At 73.5% G+C, this 21,061-nt stretch carries 17 protein-coding genes; 7 read left to right on the top strand and 10 right to left on the bottom strand.

The annotated features are described in order from the left end of the window. Window positions 1-8 precede the first annotated feature (8 nt). Window positions 9-776: a glycerophosphodiester phosphodiesterase gene (locus AB0N81_RS28805; protein WP_365363292.1), complete on the bottom strand. Its 768-nt coding sequence runs from the start codon at window positions 774-776 to the stop codon at window positions 9-11. Continuing rightward, window positions 773-1,429, bottom strand: a complete 657-nt coding sequence (locus tag AB0N81_RS28810) for a hypothetical protein (protein WP_365363294.1) — start codon at window positions 1,427-1,429, stop codon at window positions 773-775. Before AB0N81_RS28810 ends, AB0N81_RS28805 begins: the two co-directional genes overlap by 4 nt. 102 nt (window positions 1,430-1,531) lie before the next feature. Here AB0N81_RS28810 and AB0N81_RS28815 point away from each other — a divergent pair, with 102 nt between their 5' ends. Further along, window positions 1,532-3,031: a PLP-dependent aminotransferase family protein gene (locus AB0N81_RS28815; RefSeq protein ID WP_365363296.1), complete on the top strand. Its 1,500-nt coding sequence runs from the start codon at window positions 1,532-1,534 to the stop codon at window positions 3,029-3,031. Window positions 3,032-3,088: 57 nt separating this feature from the next. Here the strand turns inward: AB0N81_RS28815 and AB0N81_RS28820 are convergent, their stop codons facing one another. After that, the gene (locus tag AB0N81_RS28820; protein WP_365363298.1) at window positions 3,089-4,708 is read right to left on the bottom strand and encodes a hypothetical protein; all 1,620 of its coding nucleotides are present in this window, start codon (window positions 4,706-4,708) and stop codon (window positions 3,089-3,091) included. A gap of 37 nt (window positions 4,709-4,745) precedes the next feature. Further along, window positions 4,746-4,940 carry a hypothetical protein gene (locus AB0N81_RS28825; protein WP_055567030.1) on the bottom strand — a complete coding sequence of 65 codons (195 nt, stop codon included), beginning with the start codon at window positions 4,938-4,940 and terminating at the stop codon, window positions 4,746-4,748. Window positions 4,941-5,215: 275 nt separating this feature from the next. Here AB0N81_RS28825 and AB0N81_RS28830 point away from each other — a divergent pair, with 275 nt between their 5' ends. Together AB0N81_RS28830 and AB0N81_RS28835 are read left to right on the top strand one after the other, a co-directional pair. Continuing rightward, window positions 5,216-5,608 carry an ankyrin repeat domain-containing protein gene (locus tag AB0N81_RS28830; protein ID WP_365363300.1) on the top strand — a complete coding sequence of 131 codons (393 nt, stop codon included), beginning with the start codon at window positions 5,216-5,218 and terminating at the stop codon, window positions 5,606-5,608. Between the two features lie 301 nt (window positions 5,609-5,909). After that, window positions 5,910-7,328, top strand: coding sequence for a HEAT repeat domain-containing protein (locus AB0N81_RS28835; RefSeq protein ID WP_365363303.1), 1,419 nt, complete (start codon window positions 5,910-5,912; stop codon window positions 7,326-7,328). Between the two features lie 20 nt (window positions 7,329-7,348). Here AB0N81_RS28835 and AB0N81_RS28840 read toward each other — a convergent pair whose 3' ends face one another. Genes AB0N81_RS28840 through AB0N81_RS28860 form a run of 5 tightly spaced genes read right to left on the bottom strand, consistent with a single transcriptional unit; the run spans window position 7,349 to window position 11,733 of the window. Continuing rightward, entirely contained in the window at window positions 7,349-8,236 is an 888-nt protein-coding gene (locus tag AB0N81_RS28840; protein WP_365363305.1) for a biotin-dependent carboxyltransferase family protein, read from the bottom strand. After that, window positions 8,236-8,865, bottom strand: a complete 630-nt coding sequence (locus AB0N81_RS28845; RefSeq protein ID WP_365363307.1) for an allophanate hydrolase subunit 1 — start codon at window positions 8,863-8,865, stop codon at window positions 8,236-8,238. Before AB0N81_RS28845 ends, AB0N81_RS28840 begins: the two co-directional genes overlap by 1 nt. Further along, the gene (locus AB0N81_RS28850; RefSeq protein WP_365363309.1) at window positions 8,862-9,626 is read right to left on the bottom strand and encodes a 5-oxoprolinase subunit PxpA; all 765 of its coding nucleotides are present in this window, start codon (window positions 9,624-9,626) and stop codon (window positions 8,862-8,864) included. The genes AB0N81_RS28845 and AB0N81_RS28850 overlap by 4 nt, the downstream gene beginning before the upstream one ends. 56 nt (window positions 9,627-9,682) lie before the next feature. After that, window positions 9,683-10,474: a putative hydro-lyase gene (locus AB0N81_RS28855; protein WP_365363311.1), complete on the bottom strand. Its 792-nt coding sequence runs from the start codon at window positions 10,472-10,474 to the stop codon at window positions 9,683-9,685. Further along, window positions 10,471-11,733, bottom strand: coding sequence for an MFS transporter (locus tag AB0N81_RS28860; protein WP_365363384.1), 1,263 nt, complete (start codon window positions 11,731-11,733; stop codon window positions 10,471-10,473). Before AB0N81_RS28860 ends, AB0N81_RS28855 begins: the two co-directional genes overlap by 4 nt. 192 nt (window positions 11,734-11,925) lie before the next feature. Here AB0N81_RS28860 and AB0N81_RS28865 point away from each other — a divergent pair, with 192 nt between their 5' ends. The 4 genes from AB0N81_RS28865 (at window position 11,926) to AB0N81_RS28880 (ending at window position 19,936) form a co-directional block, all read left to right on the top strand. Continuing rightward, a complete protein-coding gene (locus AB0N81_RS28865; RefSeq protein ID WP_365363313.1) occupies window positions 11,926-12,687 on the top strand; it encodes a GntR family transcriptional regulator in 762 nt (253 codons plus the stop codon). Window positions 12,688-12,746: 59 nt separating this feature from the next. Continuing rightward, window positions 12,747-14,273: a hypothetical protein gene (locus tag AB0N81_RS28870; RefSeq protein WP_365363315.1), complete on the top strand. Its 1,527-nt coding sequence runs from the start codon at window positions 12,747-12,749 to the stop codon at window positions 14,271-14,273. Window positions 14,274-14,328: 55 nt separating this feature from the next. Further along, entirely contained in the window at window positions 14,329-15,222 is an 894-nt protein-coding gene (locus tag AB0N81_RS28875; protein WP_365363317.1) for a hypothetical protein, read from the top strand. A 76-nt stretch (window positions 15,223-15,298) separates the two neighbouring features. Continuing rightward, window positions 15,299-19,936: a hypothetical protein gene (locus tag AB0N81_RS28880; protein ID WP_365363318.1), complete on the top strand. Its 4,638-nt coding sequence runs from the start codon at window positions 15,299-15,301 to the stop codon at window positions 19,934-19,936. Here the strand turns inward: AB0N81_RS28880 and AB0N81_RS28885 are convergent. Continuing rightward, the gene (locus AB0N81_RS28885; RefSeq protein WP_365363320.1) at window positions 19,929-21,050 is read right to left on the bottom strand and encodes an aromatic ring-hydroxylating dioxygenase subunit alpha; all 1,122 of its coding nucleotides are present in this window, start codon (window positions 21,048-21,050) and stop codon (window positions 19,929-19,931) included. The two genes, AB0N81_RS28880 and AB0N81_RS28885, sit on opposite strands and share 8 nt — an antisense overlap. Window positions 21,051-21,061: the final 11 nt, after the last annotated feature.

A 21,061-nucleotide genomic window follows, 5' to 3' on the forward strand; every position in this document is an offset into this window, starting at 1 on the left:
CGGGGAGGTCAGACCCAGGTCCCCCGGTCCTTCAACACCCCGCGCAGCGTCTCGATGTGATCGGAAACTATGCCATCCACCCCGAGGTCGAGGAGGGCGGTCATCTGCTCGGCGTCATTGACGGTCCACACGTGAACCTGCAGCCCACGCGCGTGGGCGGCCCGTACGAAGCGGTGGTCGACCACCCGGATCCTGCCGTGCGTCTCGGGCACCTGGGCACAGACCGCGGAACGGCGCAGGGCGGCGGGTACTCCGTAGGACACCATCCGCAGCGCCGCCACGCCCCGCGTTCCCAGGGAGGTGGCCAGGCGCGGGCCCGCCAGACGCTGGGCCCTGGCCACACGCGCCTCGGAGAACGAGCCGACGCAGACGCGGTCCCAGGAGGCGGTGCGGCGGATCAGGTCGAGCAGCGGCAGGAGCGCGGGCTCCGCCTTGACGTCCACGTTCCAGCGCACGTCGGGGAACGACTCCAGGAGCTCTTCGAAGAGGGGCACCGGCTCGCTGCCCGCCACACGAGCGCGCCGCACCTCGCTCCAGGGGAGGTCGATGATGCGCCCCGACGCGTCCGTCACCCGGTCCAGGGTCGTGTCGTGGAAGGCGACGAGCCGGCCGTCGGCCGTGGCGTGCACATCGGTCTCGATGTAGCGGTAGCCGAGGTCGACGGCGCGCCGGAACGCCGCGGCGGTGTTCTCCAGGCCGTCCGCCGCGCCGCCCCGGTGGGCGAGGGCGAGCGGTCCCGGGTGATCGAGGTAGGGGTGGCGTACGCGCGTGGTCACCGCTGCAGTATCGCCTGCTCCGCGGGGCCGCCGGAGGCCACGACGGTCTCCGCGGCGGGGCCGGGGACGGCGAAACGGCGCAGGAAGAACTGGGCGAGCGGGCCGATCGACAGCGCGTAGAGGACCGTGCCCACGCCGACCGTGCCGCCGAGGGCGAAGCCCGTGACGACGACCGTCACCTCGATCGAGGTCCGGATCAGGCGGATGGAGCGGCCGGTGCGCCCGTGCAGGCCCGTCATCAGGCCGTCCCGGGGGCCGGCGCCGAAGGCGGCCGTGATGTAGAGGCCGGTGGCCACTCCGTTGAGGACGATCCCGGCCGCGAGCAGCGGCACCCGGACGCCGAGCGCGTGCACGTTCGGCAGGAGCACCAGTGTGGCGTCCATCGCCAGACCGCAGACGAACACGTTCGAGACCGTGCCCAGGCCGGGCCGCTGCCGGAGCGGTATCCACAGCAGCAGTACCGCGGCTCCCACGACGATCGACACGGCCCCGATGGTCAGCCCGGTCAGCTCGGACAGGCCCTGGTTGAGCACGTTCCAGGGCTCGGGGCCCAGGCCCGCCGAGACCATGAGCGCGGAGCTCGCGCCGTACAGGGTCAGACCCGCGTACAGCTGGACCAGCCGTCTCGTGAGATGTGGCTTCGTACCGGACAAGGAACGCTCCCCCGTGTAGTGCTGGTGGCCCGACGCATGACACCCTGTGGCTTGGAACCGGACCGCAACCATGGCCAATTCGGGGAAGGTGGACTGGGAATCATGGCTCAGTGGACTTCGGCGATGGGGTCGACGCAGCTCGCCCGCCTGCTCGCCTCCCAGCAGGACCGCCCCGCCGGAACCGGTGCGCGCCGCCCGCCCGCCTACCGCGCGCTTGCCGACGGCATCCGCCTGCTCGTCCTCGAGGGCCGCGTGCCGGTCGCTGCACGCCTGCCCGCCGAGCGGGAACTCGCCGTCGCACTGGCCGTCAGCCGCACCACCGTGGCCGCCGCCTACGAAGCGCTGCGCACCGAGGGCTTCCTGGAGTCCCGCAGGGGAGCGGGCAGCTGGACCGCCGTCCCGGCAGGCAACCCCCTGCCCGCCCGCGGCCTCGAACCGCTGCCGCCCGAGGCGCTCGGCTCCATGATCGACCTGGGCTGCGCCGCACTGCCCGCGCCCGAGCCCTGGCTCACCCGGTCCGTCCAGGGAGCCCTCGAAGCACTTCCGCCGTACGCCCACACGCACGGCGACTACCCCGCGGGACTGCCCGCGCTGCGCGAGATGCTCGCCGAGCGCTACACCGCGCGCGGCATCCCCACCATGCCCGAACAGATCATGGTGACGACCGGCGCCATGGGCGCCATCGACGCGATCTGCCATCTCTTCGCGGGCCGTGGCGAACGCATCGCCGTGGAGTCCCCGTCGTACGCCAACATCCTGCAGCTGATGCGGGAGGCCGGCGCGCGCCTCGTTCCCGTCGCCATGGCCGAGGGCCTCCAGGGCTGGGACATGGACCGCTGGCGCCAGGTCCTGCGCGACGCGGCCCCCCGGCTCGCGTACGTCGTCGCGGACTTCCACAACCCGACGGGCGCCCTCGCCGGCGAGGACCAGCGCAGGCAGCTCGTCGAGGCGGCCCGCTCGGCGGGCACGGTTCTCGTCGTCGACGAGACGATGAGCGAGCTCGGGCTCGACCCGGACCTCACCATGCCGCGCCCCGTCTGCGGCTTCGACCCGGGGGGCTCCACCGTCATCACCGTCGGATCGGCGAGCAAGGCCTTCTGGGCGGGCATGCGCATCGGCTGGGTGCGGGCCGCGCCCGACGTGATCCGCAGCCTCGTCGCGGCTCGTGCGTACGCCGACCTCGGCACGCCGGTCCTCGAACAGCTCGCCGTGAACTGGCTGCTGAACACCGGGGGCTGGGAGTCGGCCGTGAACGTGCGCAGGGCGCAGGCCAGGGAGAACCGCGACGCGCTGGTCGCGGCCGTGCGGCGGGAGCTGCCCGGCTGGGAGTTCGAGGTGCCGAGCGGCGGCCTGACCCTGTGGGTGCGCACCGGGGGCCTCTCGGGCTCCCGCCTCGCCGAGGTGGGCGAGCGGGTCGGGGTCCGGGTCCCGTCAGGGCCACGCTTCGGAGTGGACGGCGCCTTCGAGGGGTATGTGCGGCTTCCGTTCACCGTGGGGGGCGCGGTGGCCGACGAGGCGGCGGCGCGGCTCGCGGCGGCGGCCCGCCTCGTGGAGACGGGCGCCGGGACGGGCGCGCAGGCCGCGCACCCCTTCGTGGCCTGACGGGCCTCTACGGAGTCGGCACTCTGCTCTACGGAGTCGACCCTTTGCTCTACGGAGTCAGCCCTCGGCGGGGACCGGCTGCGCCTCCGTGGCCTCGGGAGCGGGGGTGGGGGCGGGAGCGGGGGCGGGAGTGGAGGTGGAGGTGACAACGTCTGTCTCGTCCGGCGGCGTGCTGCGCTCCGGCAGCAGCTCCATGACGGCCCTCCGGTGCGCCTCGCTGGTCGCGTCGTCGTACGGGTCGGGCGTCGCGGGCACCTGGAGGCGGTGCACGGGCCCCGCGCCGAGCCGGGCGTAGCCGCGGCCGGGCGGCACGTCCGACGTGGGCGTCGTGTGGGGCGGCGCCCCGAGGACGTCCACCACCTGGTCCGGCGTCGCGTAACCGAGCACTACACGCGCGCGTGTGTGCTGGTGCACGGGATCACTCAGCGCGTCCAGACTGTCCAGCTGATCGGCGACCACGACCGTCACGTTGGCCGCCCTGCCGTGCCGCAGGGGGACCTGTAGCAGCGACTGGGGGTCCGCGCGCCCGTCGGCCGCCGCGAGGTGCCCGAGCGCGCTCGGGTGGTCGAGGAGGACCCACAGGGGGCGCTTGGTGTCCTCCGGCGGTGGGTGGCCCGCCTGCCGGGCGCGGTTGGCGGCGATGAGCCTGCGCTCGGTCTCGTGCGCCGCCCATTCGAGGCTCGCCAGCGCCCCGGCGAGCCCGCACTCGATGGCGAGGACTCCGTCGCGGCCGGTCAGGCAGGCGTAGTCGCCGGTGCCGCTGCCCTCCACGATGAGGACATCGCCGTACTGCAACGCCTGGAGGGCGATGGAGCGCAGCAGCGTCGTCGTGCCGCTGCCCGGCTGGCCCGCGACCAGGAGATGGGGCTCGGTGGAGCGGATGCCGGTGCGCCACACGACGGGGGGCACGTCGCGCGGCCCCTCGCTCCCGGCCAGCGGCAGGGTGCGCTGGACGCCGGTCTCGTCCGTGAAGCCGAGGACCGTCTCTCCGGGGGCGGTGACGAAACGCTGGGCGGCGATGTCGGTGGGCAGCGGGGCGAGCACCGTGACGACGAGCTGGTTGGCCTCCTCGTCCCACGCGAAGTGGTACTCGCGGCCGCGGCCCGCCTTGGCGTGCAGCAGTTGTTCGATCCGCGCGCGGGACTCGGGCTCGCCGTCCGTGAAGTACGCGGGGTAGTGCACGACGAGCCGGGAGACCCGCCCGGTGCCGTCGAACTCGTACTCGGGGAAGGCCTTGTCCCACTCCCCGCCGTGTGCGAAGAGCGGGGCGGGGTCCTCGGGGACCGAGAAGTACGGGACGAGCGCTTCGTAGAGGGCCTGCAGCCGCTGCACCTGTGCCTCGTCCGGGCCGGTCGGCGCGGGGGCGGTGCGCTCGCGGCCGGCCCACGCGGACGCCGCCATCAGGGAGATGAGGGCGAGCAGCGGACCGTAGGGCACGAGGGCCACCACCAGGACCACGGAGGCCACCAGGAACAGCAGCGGCCCGCGCTTGTCCTTGGGTGTGTCGGCCCACTTGCGCCGCCCGGCGGCAGCCAGCCGGCGCAGTCCACGGGTGATCGTGATCAGCGGGTGGAGAACATCGGTGGCGCTGTCGGCCGCCGACCGTGCCAGCTCCCGGCTGCGGGCGATCGACGCGGTGCCGTTGCTCAGAATGCGGGGGAGTGGGCGCCTGGCCACGTCTGTCTCCTGAAGGTGCGTACGAACGGCGGGAGCGTCAGAACTTGATCCCGCCGAGGAGGCTCGCGAGGCTCGCGCTGCCCGCCTTGATGCTCGGGGCGATGGCGGTGCCCGCCATGAAGAAGCCGAAGAGTGCGCAGACCAGCGCGTGGGAGGCCTTGAGTCCGTCCTTGCGGAAGAAGAGGAACACGATGATGCCGAGCAGCACGACGCCTGAGATGGAAAGGACCATGACGGTTCTCCTGGTTGGTGGGGACAGTCACCATGAGTTCTTCCAGGTTCACAGCATGTATCCATACGATAAAAGGTGCAAATGGGTTATTTCGCCGAGTTTTCGCCTGAATGGCGGAGCCCGGCCGGGCAGGCTGGAGCCGGGCCCGGACGGCCCGCGGCTCTCGCCGTGATCTTTGCCTCGGGCGGGCCGGGTCATGTGCCCGCGGGGGCAGTACCCTGTCGATTCACTCGTACGGCTGCACAGGCAGCACACCCAGAAAGGCGGACGCCCCCATGAGCGAAGCCCCCGACCCGGAGGTCGTGGACTTGGCGACCAAGATCTTCGATCTGGCGCGCCAAGGTGACGCGGCGGCTCTCGCGGCCTATGTGGACGCAGGCGTTCCGGCGAACCTCACGAACGACAGCGGTGACACGCTGGTGATGCTCGCGGCCTACCACGGGCACGCCGAGGCGGTCCGCGCCCTCGTGGAGCGTGGCGCCGACACGAACCGCGTCAACGACCGGGGGCAGACCCCGCTCGCGGGCGCCGTCTTCAAGGGTGAGGACGCGGTGGTCCGGGCTCTTCTGGACGGTGGCGCGGATCCGGCCGCGGGAACGCCGTCGGCCGTCGACACGGCCCGCATGTTCGGAAAGGCGGAACTGCTCCAGCTGTTCGGCGCCGCCTGAACGGGGTACCTGACCAGCAACAACGGGGGCGCTGGAAATGTGGTCGCGGCGGACCTGACCGCCGGGTCATCATGACGACGTGATTCACGGACGCGACGGCGGGGCAGATCTTGCCGCACCGCGTGGCCCGTGAGCGGCCCGCCCCCGGACCTCCCGTCCGGGAACCCCTGGGCCACCGACGAGAGGCAGAGGAAGATGGTCTTCGACAAGCAAGAGACGGCGGGCGGCCCGACGTGTTGGCGCACGGCCAGGTAATGCGTGATTCCCGGTTGCGTCGACGCTTGATGTGAGGCTGTTTCCCATGTTCGATCCGGTCATAGCGCCCAGCGGTACGCTGCTCGGCCTGCTGCAGAGGGGCCGCGGCGACGGCACCCTGCACGCGCTCACCGCCCCACGGTCCGAGGCGCTCGCGGCCCTCGACCACTGCGTGCTGAACGATCCCCGCCACGACTGGCAGGTGGAGAACCGTTCGCTGTACTACGCCCGGCTCTACCTCGACCTGCACGGCGGGCTCGGTGAGATCGAGCGCCACCTCTTCGATGCCGAGGACGTCCTGGACACGGACGACTCGCGCACAGGACTCGCCCTGGCCGTCCTCGGGCACCTCGCCTCGTACGGCAGGCAGGACGCCCTCGAACTGCTGCGGAGGTACGCGGCGTTCGGCTCCAACTGGGCCTGGGCCCTGGACGAGCTGGCGCTGCGGGACGACGACGCGGGTCTGCGCGCCCTCGCGGCCCCCGTGCTCGCCAGGTTCGCCCCCGACGCCGAGGGCGAGGCCGACCTGGCCGCCGCCGTCCGAGACGCCTACGAACCACGGCCCTGGCGCCTCTGGGAAGAGGACCCCCGCACGGATATCGGCGCCCGCGTGCGCGCCGCGCGGGAACAGGGCTCCTTCGACCGCTGGCAACGCCAGATGCGGCCCTCGGGGCCACGTCCCGAGTGGAGCGTCCAGGCCATCTTCGACTGGGCACAGGAAGGCCTCGAACGAGGCTCCGTGCTGTACGTGCCCGCCGCGCGCTGCCTGAGCGCCGTCGCCGGGCCGGAGGACCGCCCCGAGATCATCGAGGCCGCCCGCACCGGCTCGGACGGGGCGCGCGGCACTGCCCTGCGCTACCTGGCCGACGCCCACGACCCCGACGTGCTCGACCTCATCGAGTACGCCGCGGAGGGGCCCTCCCAGGTCGTGGTGGACGCCGCGACCGGCGCCTTCGAGCGGATGCGGAGCGTCGCCGCCGTGGAGCGCGCCCGACGCTGGGCCTATCGGCCGGACGACCTCGGCGCCGCCGCCGGGCGGATGCTCGCCTGCCGGGGCGGAGCCCAGGACAGCAAGCTCGTCCTGTCCGCGCTGCGCGAGGCGGTCCGGGGGGAGGGCCCCGACGCGCCCACCTTGTGGACCCTCGTCGACGGCGCGGGACGCCTCGGCATCGCCTGCGCCGCCCCCGTGTTGCGGCACGTCTACAGAGAGACCGCCTCCTCGCACCTCCGCGGCCGCGCCGCTCGCGCGCTGGCCGCCACCGACCCCACCTTCGCCGCGGGCTTCGCCGTCGAGTGCCTGTGGGACTGCGAGGAGTCCACCCGAGAGGTCGCCGCGCGGCACGCCGAGACCGGTGACGCCCGTGTCGTCAACAGACTCCGGAGGCTCGCCTCGGACCCCGCCGAGGAGGACGACGTACAGACCGCGGTACGGAGCAGGATCGGGCCGGACGCGCCCGCGGTGTAGCGCGCCTGCGGTGGAGCGGGTCAGCCCCGGGTGGCGGGCCGGCCCCGGCCGACTTCGACGAAACGCACCGGTGTTCCCGGCCGCGCCTGGGCCGCCGCGGCGAGGTCGGACTCCCGGACGACCGCGACCACCGGGTAGCCCCCGGTGGTCGGATGGTCGGCGAGGAAGACGACCGGTCTGCCGTCCGGCGGCACCTGGACGGCGCCGAGCACCATGCCCTCGCTGGGCAGTTCGCCCTGGAGCGCCCGCTCCAGGGCGGGGCCCTCGGTGCGCAGCCCGATGCGGTTGCTCGCCGACGACACCCGGTACGCGCGCGTGGTGAGCGTGGCCAGCGCCGTCGCAGTGAACCAGTCGGAGCGCGGCCCGAGCGTCACCCGCAGCACCAGCTCCCGGGGCGGCGCGGGCTGCGGAACGATGTCCACGCGCGCGTGGTGGGTGGCGGGATGCCCCAGAGGCAGGAAGGCTCCGTCCGCGAGCGGGGGAGGGCCGAGGCCGGAGAGCAGGTCGGTGGAGCGGCTGCCGAGCACCGGTTCGACGGCCACGCCGCCGTCGAACGCGACGTAGCAACGTACTCCGGAGAGAGCGGTCCCGACGTCCAGGAGCGCCCCGGCGGGCACCCGCACCGGCGCACCCCAGGGCGCGGGGCGGCCGTCCACGGTCACCGGGCACGGCGCCCCGCCGACGGCGACCGTCACGGGCCGGCGCGGGCGCACGGCGCATCCGTTGACGGTGGTCTCCAGGACGGCGGCGTCGAGCGGATTGCCCACAAGCCGGTTGACCAGACGGGCCGCGGGCGGGTCGAGCGCTCCGGAGCGGGGCACCCCGAGATGGGCGTGCCCGGGGCGGCCGAGGTCCTGCACGGTGGTCAGCGCCCCGGCCCGCACGACGGCGAAGGCACGGTCGGTCATCACGCCCCCGCCGGTGAGGTGCTGTCCGGCACGAAGCGGACGCGTGTCCCGGGGGAGAGCAGCGCGGCGGGCACGCGCGCATGGTCCCACAGCACGACGTCCGTCGAGCCGATCAGTTGCCAGCCGCCGGGGGAGGCGCGGGGGTAGACACCCGTGTACGGGCCCGCCAGGGCGACACTTCCCCGGGGGACGGAGGTGCGGGGAGTGGCCCGGCGCGGCACTTCGTAGTGCTCGGGCAGCCCGGTCAGATAGCCGAAGCCGGGCGCGAACCCGCAGAAGGCGACGCGGAATTCAGCGGCCGTGTGGATGCGCGCCACTTCGGGTACGGGCACGCCCCAGTGTGCCGCCACGTCCGCGAGGTCCGGTCCGTCGTACCGCACCGGGATCTCCAGGACGGCCCCCGCGCGCGGGGGCAGCGGCGGGATCTCCCAGGCGGGCAGCTCCGCCCCGACACGGCCGGGCTCGTCGAGACCGTCGAGGAGCACCGTGCGGGCCGCGGGGACGATCTCCCGTACCCGCAGCGAGCCGGTCGCGCGGCGGCGCAGCAGCTCGGCGTGGAGGGCCTGTGCCTCGGTGCCGTCGGCGAGTTCGACGAGCAGGGAGCGGTCGCCGACCGGCAGGACTCTCACGCGAAGGCCTCCACCCGCACGCCCGCCGACTGCAGCCCCGCCCGCACCCGGCGGGCCAGACCCACCGCCCCCGGGGTGTCGCCGTGCAGGCACAGCGAACGCGCGCGGACCGTGATCTCCCGGCCTCCGCGGGAGGTGACGACGCCGTGGCGGGCCATGCCCACGGACCGCGCGACGACGGTGTCCTCGTCCGTGACGACCGCGCCTTCGTCGGTCCGTGGGACCAGTGTGCCCTCGTCGGTGTAGGCGCGGTCGGCGAAGGCCTCCGTGACGACCGGCAGTCCGGCCCTTTCCGCCGTCTCCAGGAGACGTGATCCGGGCAGCCCCAGGAGCGGCAGCGAGTCGTCCGCGAGGAGGACACCGTCGACGACCGCGCGGGCCTGGTCGCCGTCGTGGACGACGCGGTTGTACAGCGCGCCGTGCGGCTTCACGTACGACACGCGAGTGCCCGCCGCGCGTGCGAACACCTCCAAGGCGCCGATCTGGTACGCCACTTCGGCGGCCAGCTCCGCGGCGGGCACGTCCATGGCGCGCCGCCCGAAGCCCGCCAGGTCGCGGTAGGACACCTGCGCGCCGATCCGCACCCCACGCTCGGCGGCGCGGTCGCACACCCGGCGCATGGTGACCGCGTCACCGGCGTGGAAGCCGCAGGCGACGTTGGCGCTGGTGACGACCGAGAGCAGCTCCTCGTCGTCGGTGAGGTGCCAGCGGCCGAAGCCCTCCCCGAGGTCCGCGTTGAGGTCGATGGGGGCCGTGCTCATCCTCGTGGTCTCCCGTGGTTCGTGGAGCTGCTGTCCGTGGCGGTTTTCCGTGGCGGTCAGACCACCCGGTACTGCTCGTCCCTGGCGTCGGTGATGAACATACGGCCGGGCGCGTGCGTGATGGCGAAGGGAGGCCGCGATGCCATCACAGCGGCCTGGGGTGTCACCCCGCACGCCCAGAACACAGGGATGTCGTCCGGTTCGGCGGTCACCGCGTCGCCGAAGTCGGGTCGGTCCAGGTCCTCGATGCCGAGCCCGCCGGGGTCGCCGCAGTGCACCGGACTGCCGTGCACCGCGGGCATCAGGGCGCTCTCCCTGATCGCGTCGGCGAGGCGCCGGGGCGGCACGGGACGCATCGACACCACCATGGGCCCGTGCAGCCGCCCGGCCGGACGGCAGGGGCGTGCGGTCACGTACATCGGCACGTTGCGGCCCTGCTCGATGTGGCGCAGCGGGACTCCGGAGTCGGCGAGCGCCCACTCGAACGTGAAGCTGCAGCCGAGGAGGAACGTCACCAGGTCGTCGCGCCAGCGGTCGACGACGTCCGTGGGCTCCTCCGCCAACTCGCCGTGCTCCCACACCCGGTAGAGCGGCAGATCGGTGCGGAGATCGGCGCCGGGGGCGAGCGGGGTGCCCCAGGAGCCCGCGTCCGTGACGTCGAGCACCGGGCAGGGCTTCGGGTTGCGCTGGCAGAACAGCAGCATCTCGTACGCCCAGTCGGCGGGGACGGAGATGAGGTTGGCCTGGGTGAAGCCCGCCGCCAGGCCGGCGGTGGGGCTCGTCCTGCCCGCGCGGAACTCGGCTCGGGCCTTTGCGGCGCTGTGCGCCACACGCGTTCCGCCGTTCACAGGAGTTCCCTTCCGCGCGTCTCCGGGAGGCCGAGCAGCGCGACGACGGCGAGGCCGTAACCGACCGCTCCGAAGATCAGCGCGCCGCCCACGCCCCAGCTGTCGGCGAGGAAGCCGACCATGGTGGGGAAGACGGCGCCGACCGCCCGCCCGGTGTTGTACGTGAAGCCCTGGCCCGTACCGCGCACAGCGGCCGGGTACAGCTCGCTGAGGAACGAGCCGAAGCCGCTGAAGATAGCCGACATACAGAAGCCCAGCGGAAAACCGAGCACAAGGAGAAGGCCGTTGGCGCCGTCGGGAATGTTCGTGTAGGCGAGGATGCTGGCCGCGGAGAGGAACGCGAAAAGCGTGATGTTCCGCTTCCGGCCGAGCTTGTCCGTGAGGTAGCCGCCGGTCAGATAGCCGATGAAGGCACCGGAGATCAGGAAGGTCAGATAGCCGCCGGTGCCGACAACCGTGAGGCCCCGGTCGCTCTTCAAGTACGTGGGCACCCAGGTGGCCAGCGTGTAGTAGCCGCCCTGCACACCCGTGGACAGGAGCACCGCGAAGAACGTGGTGCGCAGCAGTCCCGGTTTGAAGATGGCCGTGAACGACCCCTTGTCGGCGCTCTTGCGGCGCTCCTCGGCGGCCTCCGGGGCGTCGTGCACGTTACGGCGTACGTAGATCACGAGCAGCGCGGGCAGCGCACCGGTCCAGAACATCACGCGCCAGGCGACGTCGTCGTCCAGGAACTGGAACACCAGGGTGTAGACGATCACCGCGAGGCCCCAGCCCACGGCCCAGGAGCTCTGGATCGCGCCCAGCGTGCGGCCGCGGTGCTTGGCGGTGGTGTACTCGGCGACGAGGATCGCGCCGACCGCCCACTCGCCGCCGAACCCGAGCCCCTGGAGGGCACGGAAGACGAGCAGCGTCTCGTAGTTCGGGGCGAAACCGCAGGCCACGGTGAAGACCGCGTACGTGACGACCGTGATCATCAGCGCCTTGACCCGGCCGATCCGGTCGGCGACCACACCCGCGACGGCGCCGCCCACGGCGGAGACGACCAGCGTGACGGTGGTGAAGAGGCCGGTCTGGCCGCTGTCGAGGCCGAAGTACGCGGCGAGCGCCACCATGCTGAGCGGCAGCGTGAAGTAGTCGTACGAGTCGAGGGCGTAGCCCCCGAAGGCGCCGCCGAAGGCGCGGCGGCCGCGCGGCCCGAGCGCGCGCAGCCAGCCGAAAGGACCGCTGTCGTCGGGCGGTTCCTCCTTGCCGGGGAGCATGTCGGCCGGAGCCGTCCTGGGTGGTGGGGTCGTGCTCATGGGCACCTCGCAGAAGAGGGGGACGGAGGGTGCTGGAGCGTGCGGTCCTTCGGTGCGCCCGGAGGGGAGCGGTGCCCGACAAGGTAGAGGATCGTTGAACGATCCCTCAATACCTGTGTTGTCTCGTTCTTCCATCTGCGATTGAATCCGGGCATGGCGGAGGGGGAGGCCGAAGTGAACGGACTGGCCGGTGACCGCGCGCTCCTGGGGCGCACGAGTACGGCCGAGCGGGTCTCCGACATCCTCAGGAGCCGCATCGCCGCGGGCTTCTTCCCGCCCGGCGCACGGCTCTCCGAGGACAGCATCGGCGGAGCACTCGGCGTCTCCCGCAACACGCTGCGAGAGGCATTCCGGCTGCTCACCCACGAGCGCCTGCTGGAGCACCAGCTCAATCGCGGCGTCTTCGTGCGGGTGCTGACCGACGAGGACGTCGTCGACATCCACCGCACCCGCACGCTCGTCGAATGCGCCGTCGTACGCGGACTCGGCGAGCCGCCGTACGCCGTTGGCGGGCTCGCCGACGCCGTACGGGACGGGCGGCGAGCCGCGCGCGAGGGTGACTGGAAAGGCGTCTCCACCGCCAACATCGACTTCCACCGGGAGCTCGTCGCCCTCGCGGGCAGCGCCCGCACCGACGAGCTGATGCGCAGCGTCTTCGCCGAACTGCGCCTCGCCTTCCACGTGATGGGCGACCCCCGGCGGCTCCACGAGCCCTACATCGCACGCAACCGGCAGATCCTGGAGGCGCTCCAGGAAGGCCGCCGTGACGACGCCGAGGCCCTGCTCGTCGAGTACCTCGACGACTCGCGCCGACGGCTCGTCGACGCGTACGGTCGGCGCGACACCAAGGACGCGGCCAAGGATGCGGCCAAGGATGCGACCAAGGACGCGCGGGACGAGCGGGGCGACGGCTGAGCGCTGTCAGATCTGCGCCGTTTCGACCGTTGTCAGACCGAGGACCTAGTCTGTGCACCGTGACTTCGCCTGCCGTTACGGACACCGCTCCGCCCCAGCTCAGCGCGGGGCCGAGGCCCGCTATGGGCCCGGCCGCCGACGAGGGCCTGGCGCGCCGCCTGCGCGCCCTCGCCTGCACGGCTCCGCTGCACGACCTCGACGTGCGCAAGGCCAACCTCGCCGGCGAGTACACGGTGTACGCGATGGCGGAAGTGGCCCTCTCCGCCATCGACCTCGTCACGCTGAACATGGACTTCGACACCGGCGCCGACCATGAGCAGATCGTCGCCAGACTGCTCCCGCGCGTCGCGGCCCAGGCCCCGCAGCGGCCGGCCGCCGAGCACGAGCGCGTGGCCCGCTGGGTCCTGGAGAACCTGATCAACGTCGGCAGCGTCGACCGCGGCTTCCGCGCCGTGTACGGCACCTTCGCGCCCGACGGGACGTACGTCCGCAGGGACTACGACTTCAAACTCCTCGAAGAGGTCCCCGGGTACGGCGGCAGTGTCTATCTGCGTACGACCGACGAAGCGGTCAACGTCCTGGTCGGAGCCCTGGACACCGACGTCACCAGCGCCCAGATCGCCGCCGAGGTGAAGCTGGAGGTCCTGATCAGCCGCGGCCGGCTCGCCGACGCCCAGCTCGCCGCGGAGCAGGCGCGCTACCGGACCGTGCAGTACTCGGAAACCCTGCGCAAGGCCCTCGACGCGACCCGGCGCAACGTCCGGGCGGTGGACTGGCTCCAGGCCGTCCCCGACATGATCGCGGAGGCCCTCGACCACGTGGCCGACCGCTACCGCCACGAGAACGCCATCCTGACCAACATCCGCAAGGCCCGCGACGAGTCCGAGGACCCCGAGCAGAAGCGCCGCGCCGCCGAGCTGGTCGACATCGTCAAGGACTGCATCCGCCGCCACACCCAGCTGCAGTCCCGCCTCCTGGAGGCCGGCCCGCTGTTCCGCGCCGAGCAGGACCGGCAGGCGTTCGCCACCCCCACCGCGCGCGCGGGCTTCGATCTGTACGGCCAGCTGGTCGCGCCCCTCCTGCCGCTCCCCGCGGAGCAGGCGAGCCGCGTGACGGATGCCTTCTTCGCGCGCGGGACCGGACTGCGCACGCCGGTCTCCGTCCGCGTGGGCGACCTCGTCGACATACTGCTCACCCCGCCCATGGAGCGCGAGCACCTCGGCGCCGAGATGCCCGAGCCCGACCTCATCGCCACCCCCGACGACAGCCGCTTCAGCGAGGAGCAGCTCTCCAGCGCCATGGAGCTGCTCGACCTGCCCGCCGACGCGCCCCGACGGCTCTCCGGGCTGCTCGCCGACGCCCGCCGCCGCGATCCCGAACTGCCCTATCTGGTCGCCCTGTTGGCCGTGCACGCGGCCAGCCCGCCGGTCGGCACCGCCTACCGCCAGGGCGAGGAGAAGCTGCTCTTCGCCGTCGACGACGGCACGGAACTCGACGACGAGGAGTTCGGCGGCGCCGACCTCATCGTCGGCACGGCCCTCCTGGACGCCGTCGGCATGGCGGCCGACCGGACGGAGGCGGCCTGACCATGACCGACCCCCATCTCCCCCATCTCCACCTCGCCCTCAAGGAGCACACGCCGTGACCGACCACCCCGCAGAGCACGCCGCGTGGGGCGAGCCGGACTCCACGGCGGCGCCCGCCGCCCCCGCGCCCGTCACCCCGGCCGACGCCGCCGACGCCGCGCGGCTCGTCGCCTTCGGCCTGCAGCCCAAGCTCCAGCCGGCCCGCGACCAGGAGTACGGCGAACTGCTCCGCCGGTACCGCGAGGACCCGCCCTTCGCCCGGCTCGCCGACGCCGTCGCCACCGGCCTCGGGCTCGTCGTCCTGGAGGTGTCCCCGCGCGCGGGCATGGCCGTGACCGCCGCCGAGGACTCCGTCTTCGCCGTCCGCATGGGCGACTACGCGCGCCGCGCGGCCACCGACGCCTCCGACCGCTTCCTGCACGGCCTCGCGCACCTCGCCGTCGCCGCCATGGCGTTCCCCCGCCCCGAGGACCTCGCCGACGACGGATACATCGGCCGGGTCACGGTCAACGGCGTGGACGCGTTCGTCCGCCAGGCCTGCCGACGCCTGGAGGAGCGCGCCGAGGAACACGGCGAGAACACCGACCCCGCCACCGACGCCCCGGGCCTCGAAGCCGCCTGGCGGATCTGGGCGCGCCGCAGCTCGACCGGCGCCACCAAGGACGCCCGACGCCTCGCCGGTTCCACCACCGGCATCATCGGCAAAGCCGTCGCCTTCCTCACCGACTCCGGGTTCCTGCAGCGCACGGGAGACGACTCCGGAGGGACGTACCGCACCACGGCCCGCTACCAGCTCCAGGTCCGCGACATGGCGGGCAGCGCGGCCATGGCGGAGCTCCTGGAGCTCGGCGTCGTACCGGTCACGGACGGCTCGGCGACACTGCTGCCGCCCGAAGACACCGACGACCTGGAGCTGGCCGCCGACGCGGGACTGCCCTTCCACTCCTGACACCGACGGGCGGCCCCCGCCCCTCCCTCCTGAATTTTCTGCCGTTCCGCACGACTTACGACGAGAGTCCGCCGCCATGTACGAGCTGTCCCGGGTCCGCCTCTACTCCATCGGTCCGGCCGGTGCGCGCTACGCCGACACCGTGCTCGACCTGCGCGGCGTCGGCGCCGAGGTGCCCGACCCCGCGCCCGCCCAGGCGGAGTTCTTCGAGGACGAGCCGGTCGGCCCGCCGCGCCGCCCCGCACCCGCCGGCGTGCTCTTCCTGGAGAACGGCGGCGGCAAGTCCGTCCTGCTCAAGCTGATCTTCTCGGTGATGCTGCCGGGCCACCGGAACACGCTCGGCGGCGCCAGCTCCGGCGTGCTGCGCAAGTTCCTGCTCGCCGACGACTGCGGCCACGTCGCCCTGGAGTGGCAGCACACCCTGACCGGCGAGTGCGTCGTCGTCGGCAAGGTCAGCGAGTGGCGTGGACGCCAGGTCTCCAACGACCCGCGGAAGTTCGCCGAGGCCTGGTACTCCTTCCGGCCCGGACCCGGCATGAGCCTGGACTCGCTGCCCGTCGCCGAGTCCACCGCCGTGCGGCCGCCCGTGGAGGGCGTCTCGGGCGCCCAGGGGCGGCGCCGCACCATGAAGGGCTTCCGCGACGCCATGACCGAGGCGGTCAAGGCATACCCGCACCTCGAAGTGCACTGGGAAGAGATCCACGACCGCTGGAACGAACACCTCGGCGACCTGGGACTCGACCCCGAACTCTTCCGCTACCAGCGGGAGATGAACGCCGACGAGGGCGAGGCCGCCGGCCTCTTCGCCGTCAAGAAGGACTCCGACTTCACCGACCTGCTCCTGCGCGCCGTCACCGACACACGCGACACGGACGGCCTCGCCGACCTCGTGCACGGCTTCGGCAACAAGCTCGGCCGCCGCGCCGAGCTCATGGCCGAACGGGACTTCACCGCGGGCTCCGTCGACCTGCTCGGCCGCATCGTCGACGCCGCCGACACCCGGGCACGCGCGCGTGACGTGCACGCGGGCGCCGAGCGCCGCACCAGGACCCTGGCGCGCAGGCTCTCCGCGCGCGCCACCGAGGAGCGGGGCCGCGCCGCCGAACTGGCCGAGCAGGTCACCGCCGCCGCCCACACCGTCACCGAGGCCGAGCGGGCCCGCGGCAAGAGCGCCCTGATCTCCGCCGAACTGGCCTACCGGCACGCCTCCCTGGCGCTCACCGTCGCCGAGAAGGCCGCTGCCGCCCAGCGCCGCGAGCTCGCCGACGCGCGCACCCTGCACGCCGCCTGGCAGGCCGCCGAAGCCGTCCTGCGGCACCGCGCGGCCGCCGACCGCTCCGCACGCGTGGCCGCCGCGATCCGCGAGGCCGAGCGCGACGCCGCCCCCGCGCTCGCCGCCCGCGCGAAAGCCGCGTCCGACCTCGTCCGCGCCCTGCACACCGCCGCCGAAGGCGCGGAGAACGTCGCGAACGAAGAGGAGGAGCGCTCCGCCGCCCTCCAGGAGACCGGCGAGGCCGCGCACCGCGACGCCACAGCCGCCGCCACCGAGGCCCAGCGAGCCCGCAGCGAGGCCGGACACCTGAAGCAGCGCCTCACCGAGGTCGAGCAGGAGACCGCGGAGGCCGTCCGCGCGGGCTGGCTCGACGACACCGCCCCCGACGCCGACCCGGCCCGCGCCGCCCTCGCCGCGAGCGACGCCGAGAAGACCACCGTCGCCGCCTGGGACACCGCCCGCGAGACCGCCCGCCGCGCCGCCGACCACGCCAAGGAGACGGCCGCCGCGGAGTCCCGCGCCGAACTGACCGCCGCCCGCGCCTCGGACGCCGCGGCCGCCGCCGAAGCCGCCCACGACGCCGAGCGCCGCGCCGCCGAATCCATCGCCCGGGACCAGCGGCTCGCCGAACTGCTCAGCCTGCCGACGGGCGCAAGCATCGTGCCCCAGCCCCGTCAGGGCACCGAGACCCACACGGACGCAGCCCTCTCCGTAGGCGCCCTCTCCGTAGAGGAGCTGGACCGCTCCGCCGACGACCTGCGCGCCCTCCTCGACGACGGCGTCGCCTCCGCCGAGCGGCAGCTGTTCGAGCTGCGCACCGCGGCCGCCGACGACTCCCGCATCCTCGGCGCCCTCGGCGACGGCGGTCTCCTGCCGCCGGGCCCCGACGTCCTCGCCACCGTCGAGTTCCTCGGCGAGCACGGCATCCCCGCGCTGCCCGGCTGGCGCTACCTGGCCCAGGCCGTGGACCCCGTCGACCACGCGCGCGTGCTCGCCGCCCGGCCCGAGCTGGTCGACGGCGTGGTCATCACCGACCCGGAAACCCACGCACGCGCCCGCGAAGCCCTCGCCGACGCCGCACTGCTGCCCCGCTCGGCCGTCGCCGTCGGCACCGCAGCCGCCCTCCTCGCCCCCACCCCGGGCGAGCAGACATCGGACAGCGGCGTCTTCCTCGTACCGCCGAACCCCGCCATGCACGACGAGCACGCGGCCGACGAGGAGCGGCAGGCGCTCCGCGCGCGGGCCGCGCAGCGGGACGAGGAGATCCGGGCGCTGGCCGCCCGCCTCGCCAAGGACCGCGAGCTCGCCGCCCGCCTCGCCTCCTGGCGCACCGGCTGCCCCAGTGGCCGTCTCGCCGAGCTCGCCACCGCGGCCGCGGAGGCGCGCGCCTTCGCCGAGGAGGCCGAGGCCGAGCTCGCCGAGGCGCGCATCGCGCGGGCGGAGGCGGACGAGGCCGCGAGCGAGGCGGCACGCGTGCGTGACGAGCGCCAGGAGGCCGCCCAGCGCGCCCGGCGCGTCGCCGACGCGCTCGCCGGCCTCGCCTTCCGGCTCCGTGAGCGGGCCGGCTGGCAGGCCAAGCTGCGCGAGCTGGCCGACGACGCCGTCGAGTCCGAGGCCCGCGCCCAGACCTGCCTGGACCGCGCCCGCGCCGCCGACGAGGACCGCCGCGCCGCCCAGCGCGCCGCCGACGACGCCCGCCGCACCGCCCGCGCGCTGCGCGCCGAGCGCGCCGAGATCGCCGGCGCCCCCGAGGACGTACCGGAGGAGAGCGAGGCCCCCAAGTCGTCGCTGCCCGCCCTGCGCGAGGCCTACCGCGCGGCGTCCCAGCTCTACGAGAAGGTGGGCGTCGGCGCCGACCTCCGCGCCGAACAGGCCCGCGCCGAGAGCGACGAGAGCGCCGCCCTCGCCGAGCTCGACCGGCTCAGCAACAAGGTCCGCACCCGCGCCGCCCTTCTCCTCGAAGGCACCGACGGCTCCGACGGCCCGTCCCGGCAGGCCGCCGCCGCGCGCGCCGAGGCCCAGGTCCAGCTGATCGAAGCCCGCGCCTCCACCGCGAGCGAGCAGCTCGGCCGGCTGCGCGGCGAGGCCGAGCGGCACGCCCCCGAGGACGGCGACGCCCACACCGAGCTTCCCGAAGAGCTCGTCCCCGCCGACGCCGAGCAGGCCCAGACGCTCCTGCGCACCGCCACCGGCGAACTGGCCGCGCACACCGAAGCGCTGAGCCGCGCCAAGGAGGCGCACGCCGCCCTGCTGCACACCCACCGCGTGACCGAGGACGCGGCCGGTGGCTTCGACGAGACCGCGGCCCTGCTGCGGGACCTCCTCCGCGAACATCAGGAGGAAGAGGCCGACGAGGCCCAGGAGGGTTACGCGGGGACTCTCGAAGAGGCCCGCCAGGCCGCCGCCGAGACCCGCCGCTCCCTGCGCGGCTGCGCCGCCGACCTGTCGACGGCCGAGTCCGCCGTCCGGGAGGCGAGCGACATCCTCGTACGCCACGCGAACTCGACGCGGTACGAGCAGGTGCGCACCCCCGCCCGCCAGCAGATCCGCGAGCTGCCCGCGTCCGCGCTGCCCGAGCACGCCAAGAAGTGGGCCGACGCCTTCGCGCCCCGGCTCCGTGTCCTCACCGACGAGCTGGAGCAGCTGGAACGCAACCGCGACAGCATCGTCGACCGGCTGCGCGGCCTCGTGGAGTCCTCGCTCGCGACCCTGCGGTCCGCCCAGCGCCTCTCCCGCCTGCCCGAGGGCCTGGGGGAGTGGTCGGGCCAGGAGTTCCTGCGGGTCCGCTTCGAGGAGCCCGACCAGGCCACGCTCGTGGAGCGGCTCGGCGAGGTCGTCGACGAGGCCACCCGCGCGGCCGTGAAGAAGAACTCGGACATGCGGCGCGACGGAATGTCCCTGCTGCTGCGCGGCGTCCAGGCCGCACTGGAGCCGCGCGGTGTCGCCGTCGAGATCCTCAAGCCGGACGCCGTGCTGCGTGCCGAGCGCGTCCCCGTCGGACAGATGGGTGACGTGTTCTCGGGTGGGCAGCTCCTCACCGCGGCCATCGCCCTGTACTGCACGATGGCCGCGCTGCGCAGCAACGACCGGGGCCGCGACAAGCACCGGCACGCCGGCACGCTCTTCCTGGACAACCCCATCGGCCGCGCCAACGCGACGTACCTCCTGGAGCTCCAGCGGGCCGTCTCGGACGCGCTCGGCGTGCAGCTGCTCTACACGACCGGCCTGTTCGACACGACCGCGCTCGCGGAGTTCCCGCTGGTCATCCGCTTGCGGAACGACGCGGACCTGCGCGCGGGCCTCAAGTACATCAGTGTCGAGGAGCACCTGCGTCCGGGCCTGCCGCAGCAGGATCCCGAGGGCGAGACGGTGCACGGGGAGATCACCGCGACGCGGATGTACAAGAGGCCCGCCGCACAGCCGGAACCGGTCACTACGTAGAGAGCTGTTTCGTCAGCCACTCGTGGAAGAGCCCGATGTGGTGCTCGGTCGGCACCAGCACCCCGCCCGCGCGGTAGGCACGTGAAGCCATCGCGGGCTGGGTGCGCTCGCAGGCCGCGAAGTCCTGCGTGTTGACCCGGTGGAAGAGCTCCACGGACTGCGTCAGATCGGCGCCGGAGGCGACGACGTCGGGGGTGTACAGCCAGTCGCACTCGACGGCCGTGCGGTCCTCGGCCAGCGGGAACAGCCGGTGCAGGATCACATGGTCAGGGACGAGGTTGATGAACACGGTCGGCTTCACGGTGATCGCGTAATAGCGCCGGTCCTGCTCCTCCGACACCTCCGGGAGCCGGCCGAAGCCGGCGCTGCCGTCGACCGTGAAGCCGCCGACCTCCTCCCCGAACGCGGCACCGTGCCCCACGTAGTACTGCGCGGCGAAACCGTCCGCGAACTCCGGGAGCACATCGGTCAGTTCGGGGTGGATCGTCGCGCAGTGGTAGCACTCCATGAAGTTCTCGACGATCAGCTTCCAGTTGGCGCGCACGTCATAGGTGACGCGTTTGCCGAGCGCCAGCCGCTCGGTGCCGTAGCGCTCGATGGACGCCGCGTCGCCGAGGCGTTCGACCGCCGCGCCGACGACGGTCTCCTCGAAGGAGGGCGGCTCGTCGGCCAGGCACACCCAGGCGTAGCCGAGCCACTCCCGCAGGGCGACCTTCACGAGGCCGTACGCGCCGCGGTCCACGTCCGGCATCTTCGCCAGGTCGGGCGCGGCGATCAGCCGCCCGTCCAGGTCGTACGTCCAGGCGTGGTACGGGCATTGGAGAGCCCGGCGCACCTGCCCGGACCCCTCCGTGCATAGGCGGGCGCCGCGGTGCCGGCAGACGTTGAGGAAGGCGCGCAGTTCGCCGGTGCGCGAGCGCGTGACCAGGACGCTCTCGCGCCCCACCCGCACGGTGCGGAACGCGCCAGGCCTGTCGAGGTCGGTGGCGCGCACGGCGCAGAACCAGAGCGCTTCGAAGACGCGCTCCTGCTCCTGCCGGAAGATCTCCGGGTCGGTGTAGTAGTGGCCGGGGAGGGTCGCGATGAGACTCGGGGGCAAGGAGGTCGTCGTCACGGTTGTCGTAC

Source organism: Streptomyces sp. NPDC093510 (genome assembly GCF_040683555.1).
In the GTDB taxonomy this organism is placed as follows: Bacteria; Actinomycetota; Actinomycetes; order Streptomycetales; family Streptomycetaceae; genus Streptomyces.